This window comes from Variovorax sp. 10N432 (assembly GCF_056394465.1).
In genome coordinates this window covers 1-20,190 of record NZ_JBFTHX010000009.1, presented here as the reverse complement: position 1 = coordinate 20,190, position 20,190 = coordinate 1, and the positions used below count along the sequence as shown (strand labels likewise).

Annotated in this window: 9 protein-coding genes; 8 read left to right on the top strand and 1 reads right to left on the bottom strand. The window is 58.9% G+C overall.

Annotated elements, in window-relative coordinates; all coding sequences use genetic code 11:
• Positions 1-13: 13 nt before the first annotated feature.
• The 8 genes from AC1DF3_RS12740 to AC1DF3_RS12705 all read left to right on the top strand — a co-directional run bounded on the left by AC1DF3_RS12740 (position 14) and on the right by AC1DF3_RS12705 (position 18,306).
• The gene (locus AC1DF3_RS12740) at positions 14-1,888 is read left to right on the top strand and encodes an RNA-binding domain-containing protein (RefSeq protein WP_478139816.1); all 1,875 of its coding nucleotides are present in this window, start codon (positions 14-16) and stop codon (positions 1,886-1,888) included.
• Positions 1,889-1,974: 86 nt separating this feature from the next.
• Positions 1,975-4,755 (top strand): DNA methyltransferase, encoded by a 2,781-nt coding sequence (locus AC1DF3_RS12735; protein ID WP_478139815.1) that lies wholly within the window; start codon positions 1,975-1,977, stop codon positions 4,753-4,755.
• A 612-nt stretch (positions 4,756-5,367) separates the two neighbouring features.
• Positions 5,368-8,220, top strand: a complete 2,853-nt coding sequence (locus tag AC1DF3_RS12730) for a DNA methyltransferase (protein WP_478139814.1) — start codon at positions 5,368-5,370, stop codon at positions 8,218-8,220.
• Between the two features lie 98 nt (positions 8,221-8,318).
• Positions 8,319-11,027 (top strand): DEAD/DEAH box helicase, encoded by a 2,709-nt coding sequence (locus tag AC1DF3_RS12725; protein WP_478139813.1) that lies wholly within the window; start codon positions 8,319-8,321, stop codon positions 11,025-11,027.
• On the top strand, positions 11,024-13,018 hold the full coding sequence (pglZ, locus tag AC1DF3_RS12720; RefSeq protein ID WP_478139812.1) for a BREX-3 system phosphatase PglZ: 1,995 nt from the start codon (positions 11,024-11,026) through the stop codon (positions 13,016-13,018). The genes AC1DF3_RS12725 and pglZ overlap by 4 nt, the downstream gene beginning before the upstream one ends.
• Positions 13,019-13,023: 5 nt before the next feature.
• Entirely contained in the window at positions 13,024-13,749 is a 726-nt protein-coding gene (locus AC1DF3_RS12715; protein WP_478139811.1) for a hypothetical protein, read from the top strand.
• 190 nt (positions 13,750-13,939) lie between these two features.
• The gene (locus AC1DF3_RS12710; protein ID WP_478139810.1) at positions 13,940-15,139 is read left to right on the top strand and encodes an IS256 family transposase; all 1,200 of its coding nucleotides are present in this window, start codon (positions 13,940-13,942) and stop codon (positions 15,137-15,139) included.
• A gap of 164 nt (positions 15,140-15,303) precedes the next feature.
• Entirely contained in the window at positions 15,304-18,306 is a 3,003-nt protein-coding gene (locus AC1DF3_RS12705) for an ATP-binding domain-containing protein (RefSeq protein WP_478139809.1), read from the top strand.
• 67 nt (positions 18,307-18,373) lie between these two features.
• Here the strand turns inward: AC1DF3_RS12705 and AC1DF3_RS12700 are convergent, their stop codons facing one another.
• On the bottom strand, positions 18,374-19,951 hold the full coding sequence (locus AC1DF3_RS12700) for an NYN domain-containing protein (protein WP_478139808.1): 1,578 nt from the start codon (positions 19,949-19,951) through the stop codon (positions 18,374-18,376).
• Positions 19,952-20,190 lie beyond the last annotated feature (239 nt).

Below are 20,190 nucleotides of genomic sequence, written 5' to 3'. Positions count from 1 at the left end.
GGCTGGTCGGCAAATGACGCGTGACGAACTCATCGCAGCGCTGAACTCCATCGAGTGGACCGATGTCGAGTTCAAGGAAGCCACCTGGGAGGTGCCCAGGAGCGCGTTGTCCACCGTGAGCGCCTTCGCCAACTCCGAAGGTGGTCACCTGGTGTTTGGAGTCAAGGAGGCGAACGGAACGTTCAAGGTCGCCGGCGTGGTGGACGTGGACAAGGTGCAGAACACCTTCCTCGGGCAGGTTCGCGACCTAAACAAGATCAGCGCGCTCCTTCCGATCACCGCCAGCGCCCACCAGATGCCCGAGGGTGTCGTGCTGGTCTTCTTTGTTCCAGAGGCAGCCAGGAACCAGAAGCCGGTTCACTTGGAACGCAATCCAAGGAACTCCTACATTCGGCGGGGCGGCCGGGACGATGCGTGTACGGCTGACGAACTGATGCGCCTCATGCGAGACGCATCTCCCACCCGCTACGACGCCGATCCACTGGCGCTGGACATCGACCGCTGTTTCGACATTACGTCCGTCCGCTGGTACCGGGAGATGTTCAGCAGAAGCAACGCCGGCCGCGACGATGCCGATGATGAACTGACGTTCCTGCGCAAACGCGGCTTCATTGTGGAGCAAGACGGCAAACTGATGCCCACGCGGGCGGGCCTGCTGGTACTGGGTGCGGCCGAGGTGATGCCGCAAGTGCTGCCCCGCATGGTGGCGGATCTACAGCTCTACCGCCATGCAGCGGCAGAGTACTCACCGACCACGCGCTGGGCAGACCGCGTGGCAGCGGAAGGCAACTTGGTTCAAGCCTGGCGCACGATCGTCGAGTTCTACTTCCGCCACAGCGAGCGTCCGTTCTCCATCGATGCGCAGACCCTGCGCCGCAGCGACGACCCGCCTGACTACGTGTCGTTCCGCGAAGCGGCCATCAACCTGCTGATCCACCAGGATTTCAGCGACCACGGGCGAGTGCCGACCATCCGCATGTACCGAGACTGCACGGAATTGTTCAACCCTGGCGATGCGTTCCAGTCGCGCGAGAAGCTGCTGGACCCGGGCGACAAGGAGACGCGCAACCCCAGCATCGTGGGCGCCTTCCGCCGCATCGGCCTGTCGGACCAAGGGGGCACCGGCATCGGCGCCATCTTCGAGAGCTGGCGCCAACTGGGTTATCTGCCGCCTGAGATCGAGAATGACAAGGCGGAGAAAACCTTTCGCCTACGCCTGCCCAAGCAGAAGCTGCAGTCCGAAGCCCAATTGCTGGCGATGGCGAGCCTGGGTGTGCGCCTGACAGCGCACCAGGCGGCAGTGTTTGCCTACCTGCTGGTGCGTGGCGAGGCGGACGTGGCCGACATCAAAGGCTTGACCGGACTCAGTGGCCCCTATGCACGCGGGCTCGCAGAGCAACTGGCCTCTCAGGTCCTGGTCGAGCCGATAGCCGACGGCGACCAGCGCATCCGTCTGGTTTCCCACCTTCGGGAGAGGTTTGCCCCCAGTGGGTCGGAACCCGCGGCAGCAAAAGAAGGCGGCGATTCGACATACGCTGGTGCAGAACCCGCAGAACCCGCAGAACCCGGTACCAGACCGGCCTCCAAGGACATACCAAAGATGCAAAAGAGCATCGATCGGTTGAGTGACGCGCAGTGGAAGATCGTTGCGCACAGCGATGCTCCGCGTTCAATCAATGAACTCTTGCAGATCACAGGCTACCGACACAACGCGCACTTTCGGAAGACCCATCTCGGACCCCTCCTGGAGGCAGGCATCATGCGTATGACGAGCCCTGAGAAGCGCTACGTTCTCACCGACAACGGCATCCGATTGAAGGCGTGGCGCGCCTTGAACAGTCCGTCAGGACAGACCGATGCGCCGGCAACACCCGTTTCCAAGCCGTGATGACTTGCCTTCAGTTGCGCTGCACCGCCATACGACCCGGCTGCGCACCGGAGATAGCGCACCACGCGTGACTTTATGAAAAACATATGAACGACCTGATCAAGCACTCAGCGTCCAACGGCCCCGTGGAGTGCCTGGGCCAGAATTTCCCCAGCGATGGCGCGCGGCGGGCGCATTACCTTCAGCAACTTGCAGAGAAACTCAAGGATCCAGCGTTCCGGCGACAAAAAGGCTTCCCGAAGGGCACCGACGAAGCCATCCTGGCCATGTCAGACCCGCCGTACTACACCGCGTGCCCGAACCCGTGGCTCGCCGACTTCGTTACGCACTACGGCAAACCGTACGAACCGAGCGAGATGTACAGCCGCGAGCCGCTGGCTATCGACGTGTCGGTGGGCAAGACCGATGCGCTCTACAAAGCGCATTCGTACCACACTAAGGTGCCGCACCTGGCCATCGTGCCGTCGATCCTGCACTACACAAAGCCGGGTGACGTGGTGCTCGATGGTTTTGCCGGATCGGGCATGACTGGCGTTGCGGCGCAGTGGAGCGGCACGGCGCCTGCGGTGTACCGACATGAGCTGGAACTGGCTTGGAAAAGGGACGGTCGAGCGGCTCCGCAATGGGGTGCACGCCGTGTGGTGCTCAACGACCTGTCGCCAGCGGCCACATTCATTGGCGCCAACTACAACCTTCCCTTCGATGTTGAGGCCTTTGCCAAGGCGGGCAAGTGGCTGCTAAAGGAGCTGGAGAAGGACATCGGCTGGATGTACGAGACGTTGCACACCGATGGCAAGACCAAAGGGCGTATCGACTACACCGTTTGGAGCGAGGTGTTTAGCTGCCCAGAGTGCGCCGGCATTGTCAACTTTCTCGACGAAGCGCTGGAGCCGGAAAGCAAGCGGGTACGAGCTTCGTTTCCTTGCCCCCATTGCGGTGTCGAGCTCAACAAGGACAAATTGGAACGCGTCTTAGAGACGCGAACAGACCCAGCTACCGGCAAGGCATGGCAGCGGGTGAAGTTCAAGCCCTCACTGGTCGTTTATAGCGTCGGCAAGTCCCGGTACGAGAAGGCGCCTGATGAAAGCGATCTCGATATCCTCGGGAGGATCGAGGTATTGCCGCTGCCCGCGTCACTGCCAACCGATCGCTTTCCCATTGAGGACATGTACCACGGGTCGCGGATTGCGCCGAAGGGCTTTACGCATGTCCACCACTTCTTCCTAGCGCGGGCAGCTCAGGCGGTGGGGCGACTGTGGAAGCTCGCCAGCGAGCACCGAGACAGCAGAGTTCGATCGATGCTGTTGTTCATGGTCGAACAGGCGATCTGGGGAATGTCAGTCCTGAATCGCTATAAGACCATCATGCACGGCAGGACTGAAAGCTCGAATGTGAACCAGTACCTTTCGGGTGTCTACTACGTTCCGTCTCAGCACTCTGAAGTCTCGCCCTGGTACAACCTTTCTAATCGTCTGGAGCGACTAGCAAACAAGGCATTTTCCAGCCGATTCGCGAGGCCCAACGCAGCCTTCATTTCCGTTGGAACAGCTGCAAGACTCGGGCTACCTAACAATTCAATTGACTACGTCTTTACTGACCCGCCGTTCGGCGAGAACATTTACTACGCTGACCTGAACTTCCTGGTTGAGTCGTGGCATGGCGTGACGACCGATGCCCAACCAGAAGCCATCATCGACAAGTTCAAGAACAAGGCACTTCCCGAGTACCAGCACTTGATGCAGCGATGCTTCGCCGAATACCACCGAGTGTTGAAGCCAGGTCGCTGGATGACAGTGGTTTTCTCCAACAGCAAGGCATCGGTCTGGAATGCGATTCAAGTAGCCCTGCAGCAAGCGGGCTTTGTGGTGGCCGAGGTGTCGGCACTTGACAAGATCCAGGGCAGCTACCGCCAGATGACCTCCACCACTGCAGTCAAGCAGGATCTCGTCATCTCCGCTTACAAGCCGAATGGTGGCCTCGAACAGCGCCTTGCAGAGCGTGGCGCTACGCCAGACTCGGCGTGGGACTTCGTACAGACCCACTTGGGGCAACTCTCGGTGACCAAGGTAAAGGATGGCGCGCTGGAGTTCATCGTCGAACGCGATCCGCGCCGAATCTACGACCGCATGGTGGCTTGGTTCGTCCGCCATGACGCGCCAGTGCCGCTGTCCAGCGACGAGTTCCTCAATGGGATCCGCAGCCGATTTCCGGAGCGCGATGGCATGGTCTTCCTGCCTGTGCAGGTAGCGGCTTACGACAAGAAGCGCGCCCAAGTCGGCCAGGCCCCACAGATGGAGCTCTTCGTTAGCGATGAGCGCAGTGCCATCGACTGGCTGGCCGGCTTTCTAAAGTCCAAGCCTTTCACGTACCAGGAGCTGCACCCTGAGTTCATCACCCAACTAGGCGCCGGCTGGAAGAAGCACGAGACCCGCCCTGAGCTTTCGGCGCTGCTGGAGAACAACTTCCTCAAATACGACGGCGTCGGTGACGTACCCAGCCAGATCCACGCCTACCTCTCCAACGGCTGGCGCGACCTGCGCAACCTGGATAAGAGCGACCTGCAGCTTAAGTCCAAGGCGCAAGACCGCTGGTACGTGCCCGACCCCAACAAGGCACAAGACTTGGAGAAGAAGCGCGAGAAGGCGCTGCTCAAGGAGTTCGACCTGTACGTGGCTGCCACCGGCCGCCGCCTGAAGGAGTTTAGACTGGAGGTGTTGCGCGCCGGCTTCAAGGCCGAGTGGGGTCGCAAGGACTACCAGACCATCATCAAGGTGGCCCAGAAGATTCCTGAAGAGGCGCTGCAAGAAGACGAGAAGCTGCTGCTCTGGTACGACCAGGCGCTCACGCGCACCGAGGGAGGGGCTTGATGGCGAAGAGAGGCCAGACCTTGGTTGGGCAGGCCATAGCCGCGTGGTGATTCCAAGTGCGCCAATCCAGTAACTGGTCGCTCGCACGGCGTCGAACGCTGATGGCTGGGACCGCGTCAGGAAGCGTCATTGGAGCTGGCCCCACCGAGGATCAGGAATGGCGGCTGGACCATGAGCCCGGCACGTGGCGCACCTTCGCCAACCCGTCCAGCACCGTTAACCCCTGGATCACCACCGCTGGCCTCGGTCTCCCAGTTGTTGAACGCGGGATCACCGGGCCTTTGCCGTGTGTCTTTCGGGCGCCGATATCCCGCTGTGTTCTTTCGGCGTCGGCGTTATCGCCGCTCGTCCTCAAAGCCACCCGGCCACGTTCGACGTGCCGCCCCGTCTCGCGTTTGAACGGGCGCTTAAACACTTCCGTCACACCTTGGACGCATCGGGCTTCAAAGGTGGCCACCAAAAGTGGACTGGCCCAGACCAACGTGCATTCATGCTTCCAATGCGGGACCCGGTGAGCACGGGCGTCTTTAAGACGTTCCTGCACCATGTGGCATCGACAAAGCCATCTACGTGCGCCAAGTGCGCCCGAATCTCTAATCACAGGAACAAACTATGGCTGATCTATTTTCAAATGAACAACAGGCATCAGGACCGGTCGAATGTCTAGGCAAGCTGTTCCCAACCGACCGGGCCAGACGGGAGCACTACATCCAATTGCTAACGGAGAAGCTCAAGGATCCTGAATTTCGGAAGATCGAGGGATTTCCCATCGGCACGGATGAAGACATTCTAGCGCTGTCCGATCCGCCCTATTTCACCGCCTGCCCGAATCCCTTTGTTGATGATTTCATCCGGCATCATGGAAAGAAATATGATTCATCTGCGCCTTACAATAAAGAGCCATTTTTCGCTGACGTTAGCGAGGGAAAATACGATCCCCTGTACAAATTTCATCCTTATCATACCAAGGTTCCCCATAGGGCAATAATTCGTTACATTCTCCAGTACACATCGCCTGGCGACCTGATACAGGATGCCTTTGCCGGAAGTGGCGCAACTGGAATAGCAGCTCAACTTTGCGGAAATCGCGAAGTGGTGCAATCGCTTGGCTACAAGGTTGATTCGGAAGGAATAATATATAGAGAGGAGTCAAACGACGGCAAATCAAAATGGATGCCGTTCTCTATGTTGGGTGCTCGCAAATCCATCCTTAGTGACTTGTCTCCAATAGCCTGTTTCATTGCTTACACATATAACACGCCTGCGGACATACATCAGTTTCAACGTGCCGCCCGACAAATATTGAAGGAAGCGGAAGATGCGACCGGCTGGATGTTTCAGACTTTGCACAACCCTACCAACGATCAAATTCACAGTGCAATAACCAAGATTGAATCGGAAGAACGCCCCGATTGGCATAAAGTCTGCGTGGTCGGCAGAGTGAATTACACCGTTTGGTCTGATGTCTTTTCATGTCCGGAATGCGCCGGTGACGTTGTGTTTTGGAACGCTGCGGTCGACAAAGAGGGAGGGAAGGTAAACGATCAATTTCCGTGCCCATCCTGTGGGGCAAAACTCACTAAGCGGTCAATGGAGAGGAAGCGTTATAGATTTTTAGATCCCTATTTGGGCGAAATAGTTGAGCAAGCCGTTCAAGTTCCAGTCATGATCAACTATAAGGTTGGGAAAAAGCGGTTTGAGAAGATGCCCGATGCGGCAGATATGGCGCTGATCAAAAAGACAGAGTCAATTCGAACGAGTGATTGGTGTCCAACGTTTCAACTCCCTGTCGGATTTAATACCCGGCAGCCAATTGAATCGCACGGTTTGACTCACATTCACCAGTTTTACACAGGCCGAAATAGGATTGCGCTTGCGGCATTTAATGCGCGCTGTAAGCATCCGCTGCTTAAGTCATTAGTAACGACGGTTGCCTTTCGAATAACGAAGAGGTACGGGCTTACCTATCAGGCTGGCATCTGGGGAGCAGGTGGCGGCCCGACGAACGGTACCCTATATATTCCGTCGTTAGTCAAAGAGCTTAATATGTTTGAGATGCTTGACAACGCAATCTCAAAATGTGAATCAAAAGGTGAGATAACGGAAAATGAGAGCATCATATCCACTCAGTCAACTCAGGGAATGAAGATTCCCGCAAACTCGATTGACTATGCATTTATTGATCCGCCATTCGGTTCGAACATTATGTACTCGGAACTGAATTTCCTTTGGGAAGGGTGGATTGGTGCTCTGACCGATAATAAATTAGAGGCTATTGAAAGCAAGGCTCAAGCAAAGTCGTTGAATGACTACAGAAGACTCATGACCGACGGACTTCACAAAGTCTTTGAGGCACTTAAGCCGGGACGGTGGATTACTATTGAATTTTCGAATACTCAAGCTAGCGTGTGGAATGCAATTCAGACATCGTTGCAAGAGGCGGGTTTCGTAGTGGCAAATGTCGCCGCATTAGACAAGCAGAAAGGAAGCTTCAAAGCRATTACGACGACGACTGCGGTTAAGCAAGATCTGGTTATTTCCGCCTACAAACCCAACAGCGGGCTGGAAGAGCGTTTCGCCAAGGCTGGTGGAAACGAGGATTCAGCGTGGGATTTCGTGCGTACCCACCTGAAATACCTACCTACGGTAAAGGTCAAAGATGGCCAGTTAGAATTTGTCGCTGAACGCGATCCTCGGATCATTTTTGACCGCTTGGTGGCCTGGTTCGTTCGTCATAGTTTTCCGGTTCCCCTCTCCAGTCAAGAATTTCAGACAGGACTTTCACAGCGCTTTGCTGAACGCGATGGCATGGTCTTCCTGTCGGAGCAGGCAAGCGAATATGACAAAAGACGAATGCATGTCGCTAAATCACCGCAGATGGAAATGTTCATCGCCGACGAGCGATCCGCTATCGACTGGTTGTCCGATTTTCTGAAGAAGAAGCCTTCGACCTATCAGGAAATCCATCCTGAGTTCATTAAGCAACTGGGGGCTGGCTGGAAGAAGCACGAGGCCAAGCCAGAACTCTCGTATTTGCTGGAAAGCAATTTCCTGTGCTACGACCCTAAAAATAAGGATGGCATTGAGGTTCCATCGCAGATTCACGGCTACCTTTCGACAAATTGGCAGGAATTTCGCAATTTGGAAAAGTCAGACCCACGGCTAAAGGCAAAGGCGACGGACCGCTGGTTTGTGCCCGACCCGAGCAAAGCGCGCGATCTGGAAATGGTCCGGGACAAGGCACTGCTCAAGGAGTTCGATGCTTACCGTTCTTTTACAGGCCGTCGCCTGAAAACCTTCCGGCTGGAAGCGATGCGCACAGGCTTCAAGCATGCGTGGGGAAACCGGGACTATGCGACGATCATCGCTGTCGCGCAGAAAGTACCGGAGGAGGCATTGCAGGAGGACGAGAAGCTGTTGCTCTGGTATGACCAGGCGCTCACGCGTACGGGGGCCGGGGCCTGATGGCGGAGAGCGGCCAATCCTCAGTTGGGCACGAGGTCGGCGCGTGGTGCTGGCACGCGCGCCACGCGGCGCCTTGCCGCGTCGTGGAGAGGCAGGACGTGTGGGGCGAAACCGCCTACCGCGTGTGGCTGCCAACCAAAGACGCGGTGGTGCGTGCGCGCTCGCAGGACCTGGCCCAGCTCGACAGCATTCAACCCACAGTCGAGCGCATCCTCCACACCGCAGCAGCGGCCAAGCTGCTGGATGCCCTGGAGGACAACCTGTTGCTGGCACCGATCCAGTCCAGCGTGGTCCCGTTGCCGCATCAGCTCTATGCGCTCAACCGCGCGATGAGCCAACACCGTATTCGCTACCTTCTTGCGGACGAGGTGGGCCTGGGCAAGACCATCGAAGCCGGGTTGATCCTGCGCGAGCTGAAATTGCGTGGCATGGCAAAGCGCGTGCTGGTGGTGGCACCCAAGGGGCTGGTGCGCCAGTGGCAGGCCGAGATGCGCCTGCACTTTGGGGAGAAACTGCAGTTCGTCGACCCGGCCGAACTAGTTGCGTTCCGGCAGTGGCGCAACGATGAAGAAAACCTCTGGCGGCTCCACGACCAGGTGATTTGCTCACTGGACTCGGTCAAGCCGATCGAAGGCCGAAAGGGCTGGAGCCTGGAGCAGCTGAACAATTACAACCGCGAGCGCTTTGAGGACCTGATTTCGGCGTCGTGGGATCTGGTGATCATCGACGAGTCGCACCGCATGGGTGGCAGCACCGACCAGGTGGCACGCTACAAGCTGGGGGCCGCTTTGGCCGAAGCGGCACCCTACCTGCTGCTGCTGTCGGCCACGCCGCATCAGGGAAAGACCGACCAGTTCCTGCGCTTGATGCAGTTGATTGACCGGGAGTCGTTCCCGGATGAGGCTAGCGTCAGCCGAGATCGCGTGCGGCCGTTCGTCATCCGTACCGAAAAGCGCAATGCGATCGATGCGGAGGGTCAGCCGCTGTTCAAGCCTCGTGTCACCCGGCTCCAGGCCGTGGCGTGGCAAACCCGGCACGGCGCGCAGCAGCGGCTGTACGAGGCGGTCACCGACTACGTGCGCCATGGCTACAACCAGGCATTGGCGGCCAAGCAGCGCCACATCGGGTTCTTGATGATCCTGATGCAGCGGCTGGTGACGTCCAGCACAGCGGCCATTCGAACCACGCTGGAGAAGCGGCAGGCGTTGCTCAACGAGCCCCAGCCGCAAGCATCGCTGTTTGATTCGACCGAGATGGACGAGTGGGCTGAGCTTGACGGCCAGAGCCAAGTGGACATCGCGGTGCAGGCCTCGGGCTGGGTGCAGGAGAAGGCGGAGGTTGACCTCCTCCTGAACCTGGCCCGAGAAACTGAGGCCCAAGGAACCGACGCGAAGGCAGAAGCCCTGTTGGAGCTGATCTACAAGCTGCAGCAGGAAGAGAACGACCCGACCATGAAGGTCTTGATCTTCACGGAGTTCGTGCCAACACAGGCCATGCTGGCGGGCTTTTTGGAAAGCCGTGGCTTCTCTGTGGCCCTGCTCAACGGAAGCATGGACCTGGATACGCGCACCAAGGCGCAGCAGGCCTTCTCGCGGGAGGTTCGGGTTCTGGTCTCCACCGACGCTGGCGGCGAAGGTCTGAACCTGCAGTTCTGCCACGTCATCGTCAACTTCGACATGCCGTGGAACCCGATGCGCATCGAGCAGCGCATTGGCCGCGTGGACCGTATCGGCCAGCGCCATGTGGTGCGGGCCATCAACTTCGTTCTCGAAGACACGGTGGAGCACCGCGTCCGCCAGGTGCTGGAGACCAAGCTCGAAGTCATTGCCCAGGAATTCGGCGTGGACAAGGCCTCCGACGTGATGGACTCGGTCGAGGCAGAGGCGATGTTCGACGAGGTGTTCGTGCAGGGCCTGCAAGATCCCGGTTCGATCGACAAGGCGTGCGACGCTGTGATCGATCAAGTCCGCGGCAAGGTCGCCGACGAACGCAAGAACAGCGAACTGTTGGCGGATGCCCATGCGCTGGATGCCGACGATGCCCGCAAATGGCGCGACCACCCGGCGCAGTTTTGGCTGGAGCGCGCCATCACCTCCGGCTTGCCGGCACGTGGCGGCAGCGCCCTGAAGACGGGTGACGCTTGGCGCGTGAAATGGGTGGACAGCAGCGAGTCGGCGAAGGTTTGCTTTGACGCCAGGACGGCAGAGCAGAACCCCGACCTGGAATGGGTCACCTTGGAGGACCCTCGCGCCAGAGCGGCAATCAGTGAGCTGTCACGTTGCGTCGCAGGGCAGCCAGTTCCGGTGGTCAAAATCGCCGGCCTGCCCGAGGCTGTGCAGGGTGTCTGGTCGCTTTGGGAGATCAGCCTTTCCGCTGAAGGTCTCAGCAGAAAGCGCTTCCTGCCGGTCTTCGCAACGGACGATGGACGGACTTTTGTGCCCACGGCGAAGCGTATCTGGGACCTGCTGTTGACTGAGTCCGTCGAGATCTCGGGTGCCTCTTCCACCGAGCAGGCGGTGCAGTGGTTCGAGGCCTCCGTGACGGCTGCCAAGACTCAAGGCGAACGCCTGTTCTCAGAATTGCTCGAGGAGCACCGTTCACGGCTGAAGGAAGAGCGGGAGCGCGCCGAGTACGCCTACGACGCACGCTATCAGGCCATTGGTCGAATTGGCTTGCCTGCCGTTCGCGAGCATCGCCGCAAGCGGCTAGAGGCGGAACACCAGGTGCGGATGGCCTCGTTGGATGACGCAGAGGCCAGCGTGCCGGATCTCAACGCGGTGCTGATGCTTCGGGTGGGGACCGTATGAGTCCGTGGATTGACCGCATCCTCAACGAGTTTCCAGCAGACCTGGCCCGTCTGTGGATTGCAGCAGACCCTGACGATGTGCTGTTGGATGAGCAGGTGCTGTCGGGTCTGCGAGAACTTGGGTTCGAACTGATGCCGTTTGAGGACTCGGTGGCATTTCGCGCCGAGTATGAGGATCGATACCGCAGCGCTTGGGATCGTGGCGAAGCAGCGCCAGCCAGGGCCCTGGTGCTGCATCTGCGCGGCACCAACATCAGTGATCTGCCATGGGACTATCTGAGGCAGGCGCGCCCCGTGAGCCTGAGCCTTGCCAACCTGTTCCCGAAGCTCAGCTATCCCGTCGTTCGACAGATAGGTGCTGAACACCATGAGGCGCTGTTCACGGCGCAGGCAAAGCATGCATCGCAGGCCCTGGGCGAGTCCGCGACCAAAGAGTTCGTTCTGACCCACATCTTCAAGATTAGTCCGCACCTGATTTCGCGCCCCGAGGACCTGTGGCGAGAGTTGCTGCGGTTGCACTATCGCGATTCCGGTCTGCCGCTGGTTCTGGCAGACCACGTTGCGCACGTGCTTGGCGATCAGGCGGCGTTCAAGGATCTGCCGATCGGCGATCTGTTTGCCTCGAAAAGCACATTGCTACGGGTCGTGCAGGACGCTTGGTATCGCTACCTGTCGCGACTTGGACTGACGGGGGTGCGCACCGGTGAGCTCCCGCCAGCAGACTACATTGCCTTGGCCGATGTGCCGTTTGAGCACCCCGACGTGCGGGTGATTGTCGACTCCATGTTCCTGGACGGCCTGCTTCACCCGCTTGCGGTTCGGGGGGCTTCTTTCAGCGTCCCTGAGTGGGCGAAGGTGGGCATCGTCCAAGATCCGCTCGCACTGAGGAACCTTGTGGCCGAGGGCATCAAGGGCATTCTTCAGTCGCTGCCAACGCTGGAATCGTCTTACCGCGACTGGGCCAACGTGTCCCGCCGGTTCGGCGAGGTGCTTGCCCGGTTTCATGCCTTGGACACGGTTCGCGCCGAAGGGTTGAAAGCCGCAATCGCAGAGCTGCAAGCCACCACCGACGAACGTCTGCGGGAATGGGTGACCAAGCACTACGCCGACCTCCCTTCGTTGCCAGTCGCCAAGGGTCCGGTCATGGTGCACCATGTGCCACGCTTTCTTTCGATGCGGCGTGGTGCTGGCGAGGTCAAGATTGCTTTGCTGGTGTTCGATGGTCTTGCCGTTGACCAGTGGGTTCAGATCCGCGAGGCCCTAGCCAAACGAGCCCCCAAGCTCGGGTTCGAGGAAAGTGCATGCTTTGCTTGGCTCCCTACGCTGACGTCGGTATCCCGGCAGGCGCTGTTCTCCGGACTCAAGCCAAGAGAGTTTGCCGACACGATTGAGTCCACGTCGCCGGAGCCGATGCAGTGGTCACGATTTTGGCAAGACCATGGGCTGCGAGCCAACGAGGTCACGTATCGCAAGGGCATCAAGCGAACGAATCAGTTGGCGGAGTTGGACGTGGCCATTTCAGCACCATCGATCAAGGCCGCTGGCATTGTGGTGGACACGGTCGATGAGATCGTGCACGGCGCCGTGTTGGGCAAGCGAGGCATCGCTACCCAGCTTGAGAGCTGGTGTGAGGGCGGCTTCGTCGATCAACTGTTGTCGCTGCTCCTCGACAAGAATTTCCACGTCTACCTGACTGCGGACCATGGAAATGTGGAAGCGGTTGGTCAGGGACGGCCCAACCAAGGAGTTGTGCCCGAGCTCCGTGGGGAGCGCGTTCGGACTTACCGCAGCGAGACCCTCGTGATCGAGTCAGCTGCTGCAAATCCGAACACCTACCGCATTGATGTCGGTGGACTCCCGGCGAACTTCATGCCCTTATTCGCCGGCGGACGTACTGCCTTCATGCAACACGGAGAGCCCGTTGTCGTCCACGGCGGCATTTCGGTCGAAGAGCTGTTCGTGCCTTTCGTCAAGATTAGCTATGTGAGTTGAACTGAATGATTTCGACAGCCCCTCAAATTGGCTTCGATCGGTTCATCCAGCTGGACTGGGTGGCTACTGCGCTGAAAGTGCGTGCAGGATCGGCCAGTCTCGATGAGCTGAATGAGCTGCTGGATGTCGTCGGTCTTGGGAAAGAGGCAAAAGCGAAAACTAAAACAAAGTTGAATGCGTTAGCGCTTGAGCCGAGAGCCGAGCTGGCTGGCTTCGTCGACCGTGGCATCGCCATCTTTAAAGCCAATGACAATGTCAGCGAGCTGGCCGCTTTCGCTTGGGGTGCGACGATCGCCACTTATCCGTATTTTGGGAAGGTCGCCGAGTTCATCGGGCGCTTGACGTCGATTCAGGGGGATTGTGCCGTGTCCGAAATCCACCGCCGCATCAGCGAGGTGTACGGCGATCGCGAGGTAACCAAGCGAGCCACGCAGGCCGCTATTCAGACGCAAGGGAACTGGGGTGCAGTACAGCGCGTGGAGAAAGGCAAGCGGCTGATCCGCTTGCAAGCTAGAAGTCTCAAGAACGAGGAGATGGTTGCGTGGCTCGTCGAGGCAGCTCTGCGCTACCAAGGCAAGGCCATATCGCTGGCGACCTTGCAATCCTTGGCAGTCATCTACCCGTTCGTACTCGATCAGCCTCTTGGCTACCTGGTGTCGAACAGCTTGACGCTGGAGGTGCGTTCAGAGGGGCTGGGTCACCAGTTTGTCGCCCTGCGCAGTTTGCTCTAGAGGTGGGCCGTCACGTTGATGTCCCAGGAAGTGGTGTAAGTCTTCTTTCACTCGCTGCGCGGCAAGGCGCGTAGGGCGTAGCCCGAAGCGGCTTGCCGCGCAGCGACTGCTTCCTTCGGGAGGTGGTCACCGTGAAATCCGGATAAGTTTGAGGTGCGACCCACCAAACCTGTCCATAAAGGAAATCACGATGACCACCGCCACTATGGCATTAGCCGAGCTCGCCGAGAAGGGAGCCGATGTCGATGTCCTGCGCCAAATGGTGCAGTTCATGGCCCAGCGTCTGATGGAACTCGATGTCGAAGGCCGCTGCGGCGCCGCCTACGACGAGAAGAATCCCGCTGAGCGCCTCAACAGCCGCAACGGCTACCGCGAGCGCACCTGGGACACCCGAGCCGGCAGCGTCGAGCTGAAGATCCCCAAGCTGCGCCAGGGCAGCTACTTTCCCGAGTTCCTCGAGCCTCGGCGCACCGCAGAGAAGGCGCTCACCGCCGTCATCCAGGAAGCCTACGTTCAGGGCATCTCCACCCGCTCGGTGGACGACCTGGTCAAATCGCTCGGCATGAGCGGCGTCTCCAAGAGCCAGGTCAGCCGCCTGTGCGGCGAACTCGACGAGCGCGTCAACGCCTTCCTCGGGCGCCAGATCGAGGGCGACTGGCCCTACCTCTGGGTCGATGCCACCTACGTGAAGACGCGCGAGGCCGGGCGCATCGTGAGCGTGGCGGTGATAGTGGCCGTGGGCGTGAACACCGACGGCCAGCGCGAGGTGCTGGGCTTGAAGGTCGGGGCGTCGGAGGCGGAGCCCTTCTGGACTGAGTTCTTGCGCAGCCTGAACCGTCGAGGTCTTCGCGGCGTGAAGCTCGTGATCAGTGACAGCCACGAGGGCATCAAGGCGGCGGCAGCAAAGGTCCTGAAGGCCACCTGGCAGCGTTGCCGGGTGCACTTCATGCGCAATGCGCTGGCGCATGCCGGCAAGACGCAGCGGCGCATGGTCTCGGCCGCCATCGGCACGGTGTTCGTACAAGACTCGGCCGATGCGGCACGCTCGCAATGGCGATCGGTCGCCGACCAGCTCCGCGACAAGTTCCCAAAGCTTGGCACGCTGATGGATGACGCGGAGAACGACGTCCTGGCCTTCATGACCTTCCCGCGGGCGCACTGGACGCAGATCTACAGCACGAACCCTCTGGAGCGGCTGAACGCCGAGATCAAGCGGCGCACGAACGTCGTCGGCATCTTCCCCAACGACGCCTCGATCACGAGGCTCGTCGGCGCCATGATGATGGAGCAGAACGACGAGTGGTCGCTCAACCGACGCTACATGCAGTTGGAGGGCTTGCAGACCCTGAGCGATACTGCGCCCACTCGGCTGTCCGCAGTGGCACGCTGAGTACCGTGCAGCTCAGCCTTCTCCGGGCTGTGGACCTACACCACGGAATGGGACACGACCGCCGTCACCACAAAGCTCGACCACTTCGTTTATGGCAGTTGGATGCAAGAAGAACGACAACCGCCCAAGCTGACCCTTTTGATCAAAACCGGAGGAGATGAATCGTGAATCTGACCGAAGAAAAAAAGAGCGCTTACAGCGCAGGCGAAATCTCAGTACTGAAAGGCGTTATCGATTACGCAGAACGGATGATTTTTGCGGATAGGGACCTTGATGTACTGGGCGGCTTCGCGGACACCCACGGCTACGTTGCGCACTCCCAGGTGCCGCTTTACAAGCTGCTTCGCAAAAATGCGTATGCCAAGACGGTAGTTATCGAGACCGAGCTGAAAGGACGGATGGAGTATCGGTTAAGTCCAACCGAAGCCGTTTACCCGAATACGGCATCCGGCTATTGCACGCCTCATTCGCCAATCGGCCGCCTCGCAGCATTTGTGCAGCCAGGGTACGAGGGGCGAAGCAAACTTTGGGGCGACTACCGCATCATCGAGGTGCGGTCTTTTGATCGTTATGGGGGGCCAGAGTTCGAACCCAATGTGCGTAACTTCTTGCGTATGGGTGTTGACGGAGAGCACGGCCAGGGCCTCGTCGTAGACCTATCGAACTTCCTGGGCAAGAAGCGTCAGCCAAGAGCCCCGTTACCGTTGCCGGCGCCGGTAGCGGCCGTCGAACCTCTCGAGCCGACGACTGAGGCTGCGTCGCAAGCGTCTATTGAGTTGCCTCCCGCGGAGATCCAGATTGATCGGCTCACGGTTGTCGATGAGTCGGATGAGTTGGGCCTTGATTCGGAGATCGATGCCGCTGAAGATTGGAGCGCCGATGAGCCACCTGTCAAGGCGGAGGAGTATTACGGGCTCAGTGAAAGATTCTTTACACACCAGACCGTAGAACAAAACCAGATAATCGCGCGCTCACCAATAGGAGCGATGTTTGTAGAGGGTATAGCTGGGTCGGGAAAGACATCGGCCGCACTGGGCCGCACCAAAATGCTGACCACCTTCAACGCGGTGAACGTGAGCGACGAACAGGGCTTTCGCGAGATCGTGGGGGAGGAGCAAGACTATTGGTCTGCTGACTTTGCCGGGCAGTTTTCCCAAGAAGGCTCCATCGGCTTCGTGCGTACTGGCGAGCTGATCCAATACCTCCAGGAAACCTGTCGCCGGATCGACCTTCCTGACCTGCCAGTGAAGGAGTACAAGGAACTTCAAACCCGATTGCGTGAGCACCGTCGTTCGACCAGCAGTTCCGTGTCTGGGAGGCGCTGGTCTGGCTTGGTAGAAGCGCGTCAGGCGCAAGAGGCGACGACGATGAAGTGGCTGCATGCGGCCGATCGGGCGGTTGCACGTCAAATTGCGTCCCGTCTTGTTGACGCGCTGCCAACGGGCGCGAACATCGCCGAGCAGTTTGAGCACGATGAACGACCCAAGGTTCGTCGAGTCGCGGACGTCGCGCTAGAGCAGTTGAGGAGTGAACTAGAGGAAGTTGCCAAGGAATTGACGCAACCGGCCAGCGAAGGCACATTCCTCTTGGATCGCCTTGCCGTTCGACTACTGAACAAGTTGGAGGACGTTCGCAAGCGTGTGATGTCTCCAAAGGTCATCTGGACCAAGATCGAGGGGCGATCCCTTTTTGCAAATGACGAGAACGCGCTGGCTCGTGCGCTGATCGGGGTCAACGCAACGCTGTATTTGCGCTCAGGTCAGCGCCTTGTTTTCGTCGACGAGCACGGTCCATTGGACACGAGCCTTGAGCTGCTTAGTTCGGCCGGAGAGAGTTTGGAATGGTCGGATGAAACTCGCGGGTTGATGGCGGCCAACAAGGTCATTGTTCGCGATCCTTCTGGCAAGAATGCCTACGCCGTTCCATCTGACGTCAACCATCTATTCATACGTCTCTTGCCGGAGGCGACCGAGTTGTTGTATGTCCTCGTTAATGGTGAGCTTCGCCGGTTGCCGCGAGAGCCAGGCTTGGGCCGACGTCGGCTGCAGCTGCTCCCGGTTGAAGACACAAAGCGAGACGAGGATGGCGTCGCAGACGAAACTGAGGAAAATATCGAGGAGATCGTGCCGGGTCAGCCGCGGAAGGCAACACCCGATACCGTATTCAGTCGCTTGGTGCGGCGACCCATGCTGCAGCAGATGGCCAGCATGGCGGATCTCTATCTTTCCGCATTGCAGGTGTCGACTGATCAATTTCCTGATCCTAAGCTTGCGTCGCGCCTGAAGAGACAGCTTGAGACCTTCAAGCTCGCTGAGGAAGACGTCGACCTACTTCTGTGCCTTAGTCACCTGGTTGGACGCAACCTCAAGCAGGGCGGACTGCGGCAACTGCAGGAGCCGGCCTTCTATCAAGCAGTGTTCGTTGATGAAGTGCAGGACTTCACGGAGCAGCAGGTGTACCTCATGGTTGAGCAAGCCAATCCGAAGTACCGTGCGATCACCGTGGTCGGCGATATTGCGCAGAAGCTACATCACGGCAGCAGCATCGACCTTCGTGCTTGCTTTCCCTCTCAAGCACTACTGCATGTGCGGCTGACCGAAAATCTGCGTCAAGCGGACATGCCAGGATTGGCGCTATTCAGCTCAAGCTTTCGTTCAGTACTTCAAGGGGACGATCTGCCGTCGCAGACCCTGATCGAGAAAGCGCGCAAGCAGGGAGCGAGTCTGGTGCGCCCGAGGTTTTCCGTATGCGAAACTGAGTCCCAAATGGATGCGCGCATCGTCGGAGCATTGACAGAGGCAAAACGTCATCAGACCGTCGCTGTTCTCTTTCCCGATGCTGAGTCCGCCGTCAAGGCCTACAAGCGACTTGAGCAAAGCTTACGCGAAAGCATGATAGACGCTGAGTTGTCGGAGAAGGTGAATCTGGCGCGACGACACATTCGTCATTTTGCCAATGTTGCCAACGCCAAGGGGCTCGAATTTGACGTCGTGGTTTTGGCCGATTTAGATCACTACGATTTGGACAGCCGGTCACAGGTGAACCGGCTTTACGTGGGGATCACGCGCGCCCGTCAGAGCTTGGTCCTGTTGTCAGGGAGCAAGACACTGACGCCGGGCCTTGCCAAAGTTCGTGATCTGTATCAACAATTTGTGGGACAGCCCTGACGGCCCCGCAACTCGCCAGCTTCTTGGTTGGTGGTGAACGGGTGAACGGTCGCAATCGCAACCTGCATTAAATCGGATCTGGTGACGGCGTCGCTGGACCCAGCCATTCTGCCAATCGGATCCTTGCGTCATCGTTGGGAGTAATTTGCGTTTCGCGTGCCCAAGCCGATAGGATCACGCTCATCGAAGCGGCAACGAGATCCTGCGCCGCAGGGTACGTCTTGGTCGGATCAAGCCCGCCAAAGATCATTGCCTGCAAAACGGTGGCGACGCGGCGTGGTGAAGTGGGTCGTCCCCCGTCCGTCATCGCAGTGGCAACAGTGCGGCTGACTTCGGCGATTTCAAACGAGAGGGTGCCGCCCATATGGGGTCGCGCTGTTGCTAGGATGCGGACTAGGTCTGCCCCTTTCATTTCCGGCAACTCGGCGGCACGCAACATGCTAACTACCAAACGATCCCCGACCACCCCTGTGGGCGCCTCGTGTCGTGCCGGGTCATAAAGGACGATCGTGGTTCCGTTCTCCAAGACAGCGCGTTGCAGCGGTTCGATGTCCAACTGCTGCAAGAATGCCGCCAAAGTAGGCGCGTCGGCCCAGCCACTTATCAGCTGCGGCAATGCCTGACGCAACATCTGCGCAAGCTTGGACAGGTGCAGGGGACCCTTCGATTGAGCGACGGCACGTCGGACGACCTCCTCTGCAGCCCGTTTGAGTGCGTCCGGTGACAGCCGTTCAGGCGTCGATTCGCCGTTCGCAGCACCTACGTTCGAACTTGCAGGCGGTGCAGAGGGTGTCTGGCGCGCTGCCACGTCCGTGTGCGCTGCGCGCCCGCCGTCCCTTCGCTGCCGATCGATGGCCACATCGTTCTGGAAATCGAAGTCGATGTCGGCTATGTCCAATTCGCGCATGAGACTTCCGAAGGAGCCAGCACCATCCCATTTCCCTTCGCGTAGCCCCCCGAATTCGCGATGGAGAATCTGAGCCAAGGCCGGAAGTGCAACGGGCTGTTCGGCTTGCATGACCGTGCTGCGAACTCGATTCGCGACGCGGTTGCGAAGATCACTGATGGGGTTGATATCGACAGCAGCCTCATCTTGCATCGGCGGCTCTTCATCCTCGAGGGAGGTGAGTTGGAGCGCGTCGCGGAGAAAAGTCTGGATATCAATGACTCGATCCGCGGAGGCCTTGTACGACTCAGACATGGCGCCGGCAGCAAAGACGACTGTGCGTCTGTCGTGCCGTCGGAGCCGGCGCAACACCGGCGAGAAATCGGCGTCGGCAGAGAAGACGATGAACTCGTCGAAGTGCGTGCCATCCGCCAGGGCATCCATCGTGTCCAAGACCAGGTGGATGTCGGTCGAGGTCTTGCCCGTGGCCGTCATGGGCGGGCAGTCCACGATTTCGAAGCCCGCTTCATGGAACGGTCGCCGGTACTTTTGGTAGATGACAGGGTTGAGGTAGCAGCGTCGCACCAACACGCGGCGGCGACGGGGAGCGGCATCGTCGACGTTCTCGCCGTCGACTCCCAGCGTCAGCCAGTGCAACCAGCGCAGTGGCTGGCGGGAGAAGCGTTCGGCAGCTTCGGCGCTGATTCGTCGCAGGCCCGAGTAGACATTGTCGAAATCGACGAACAGGGCGATCTTCACTGGCTCTCCAAGTTGGCGTTGTATTTTTTCTGCGTCGGCGCGTGTGTGCTGTGCAGCCGACGATCGGTTCAAGCATTTTGACCGACGTCGGTGTTGGCGCCGGCCGAAAATTGACCCACCTGTGAGGGTTGTGCCGGTTCAAATTTGACCCGGGTGTTCAGCCTACCCTGCTGCTTTTTTAAGCGGTGGGGGAATGAGGATTGATCACCATGGCCATGATTGGCAAGGTCCTGCGGATG

Coding starts and splice junctions, on each gene's coding strand:
- AC1DF3_RS12710 (WP_478139810.1), top strand. CDS start 13,940: ATGACCACCGCCACTATGGCATTAGCCGAGCTCGCCGAGAAGGGAGCC.
- pglZ (WP_478139812.1), top strand. CDS start 11,024: ATGAGTCCGTGGATTGACCGCATCCTCAACGAGTTTCCAGCAGACCTG.
- AC1DF3_RS12740 (WP_478139816.1), top strand. CDS start 14: ATGACGCGTGACGAACTCATCGCAGCGCTGAACTCCATCGAGTGGACC.
- AC1DF3_RS12735 (WP_478139815.1), top strand. CDS start 1,975: ATGAACGACCTGATCAAGCACTCAGCGTCCAACGGCCCCGTGGAGTGC.
- AC1DF3_RS12715 (WP_478139811.1), top strand. CDS start 13,024: ATGATTTCGACAGCCCCTCAAATTGGCTTCGATCGGTTCATCCAGCTG.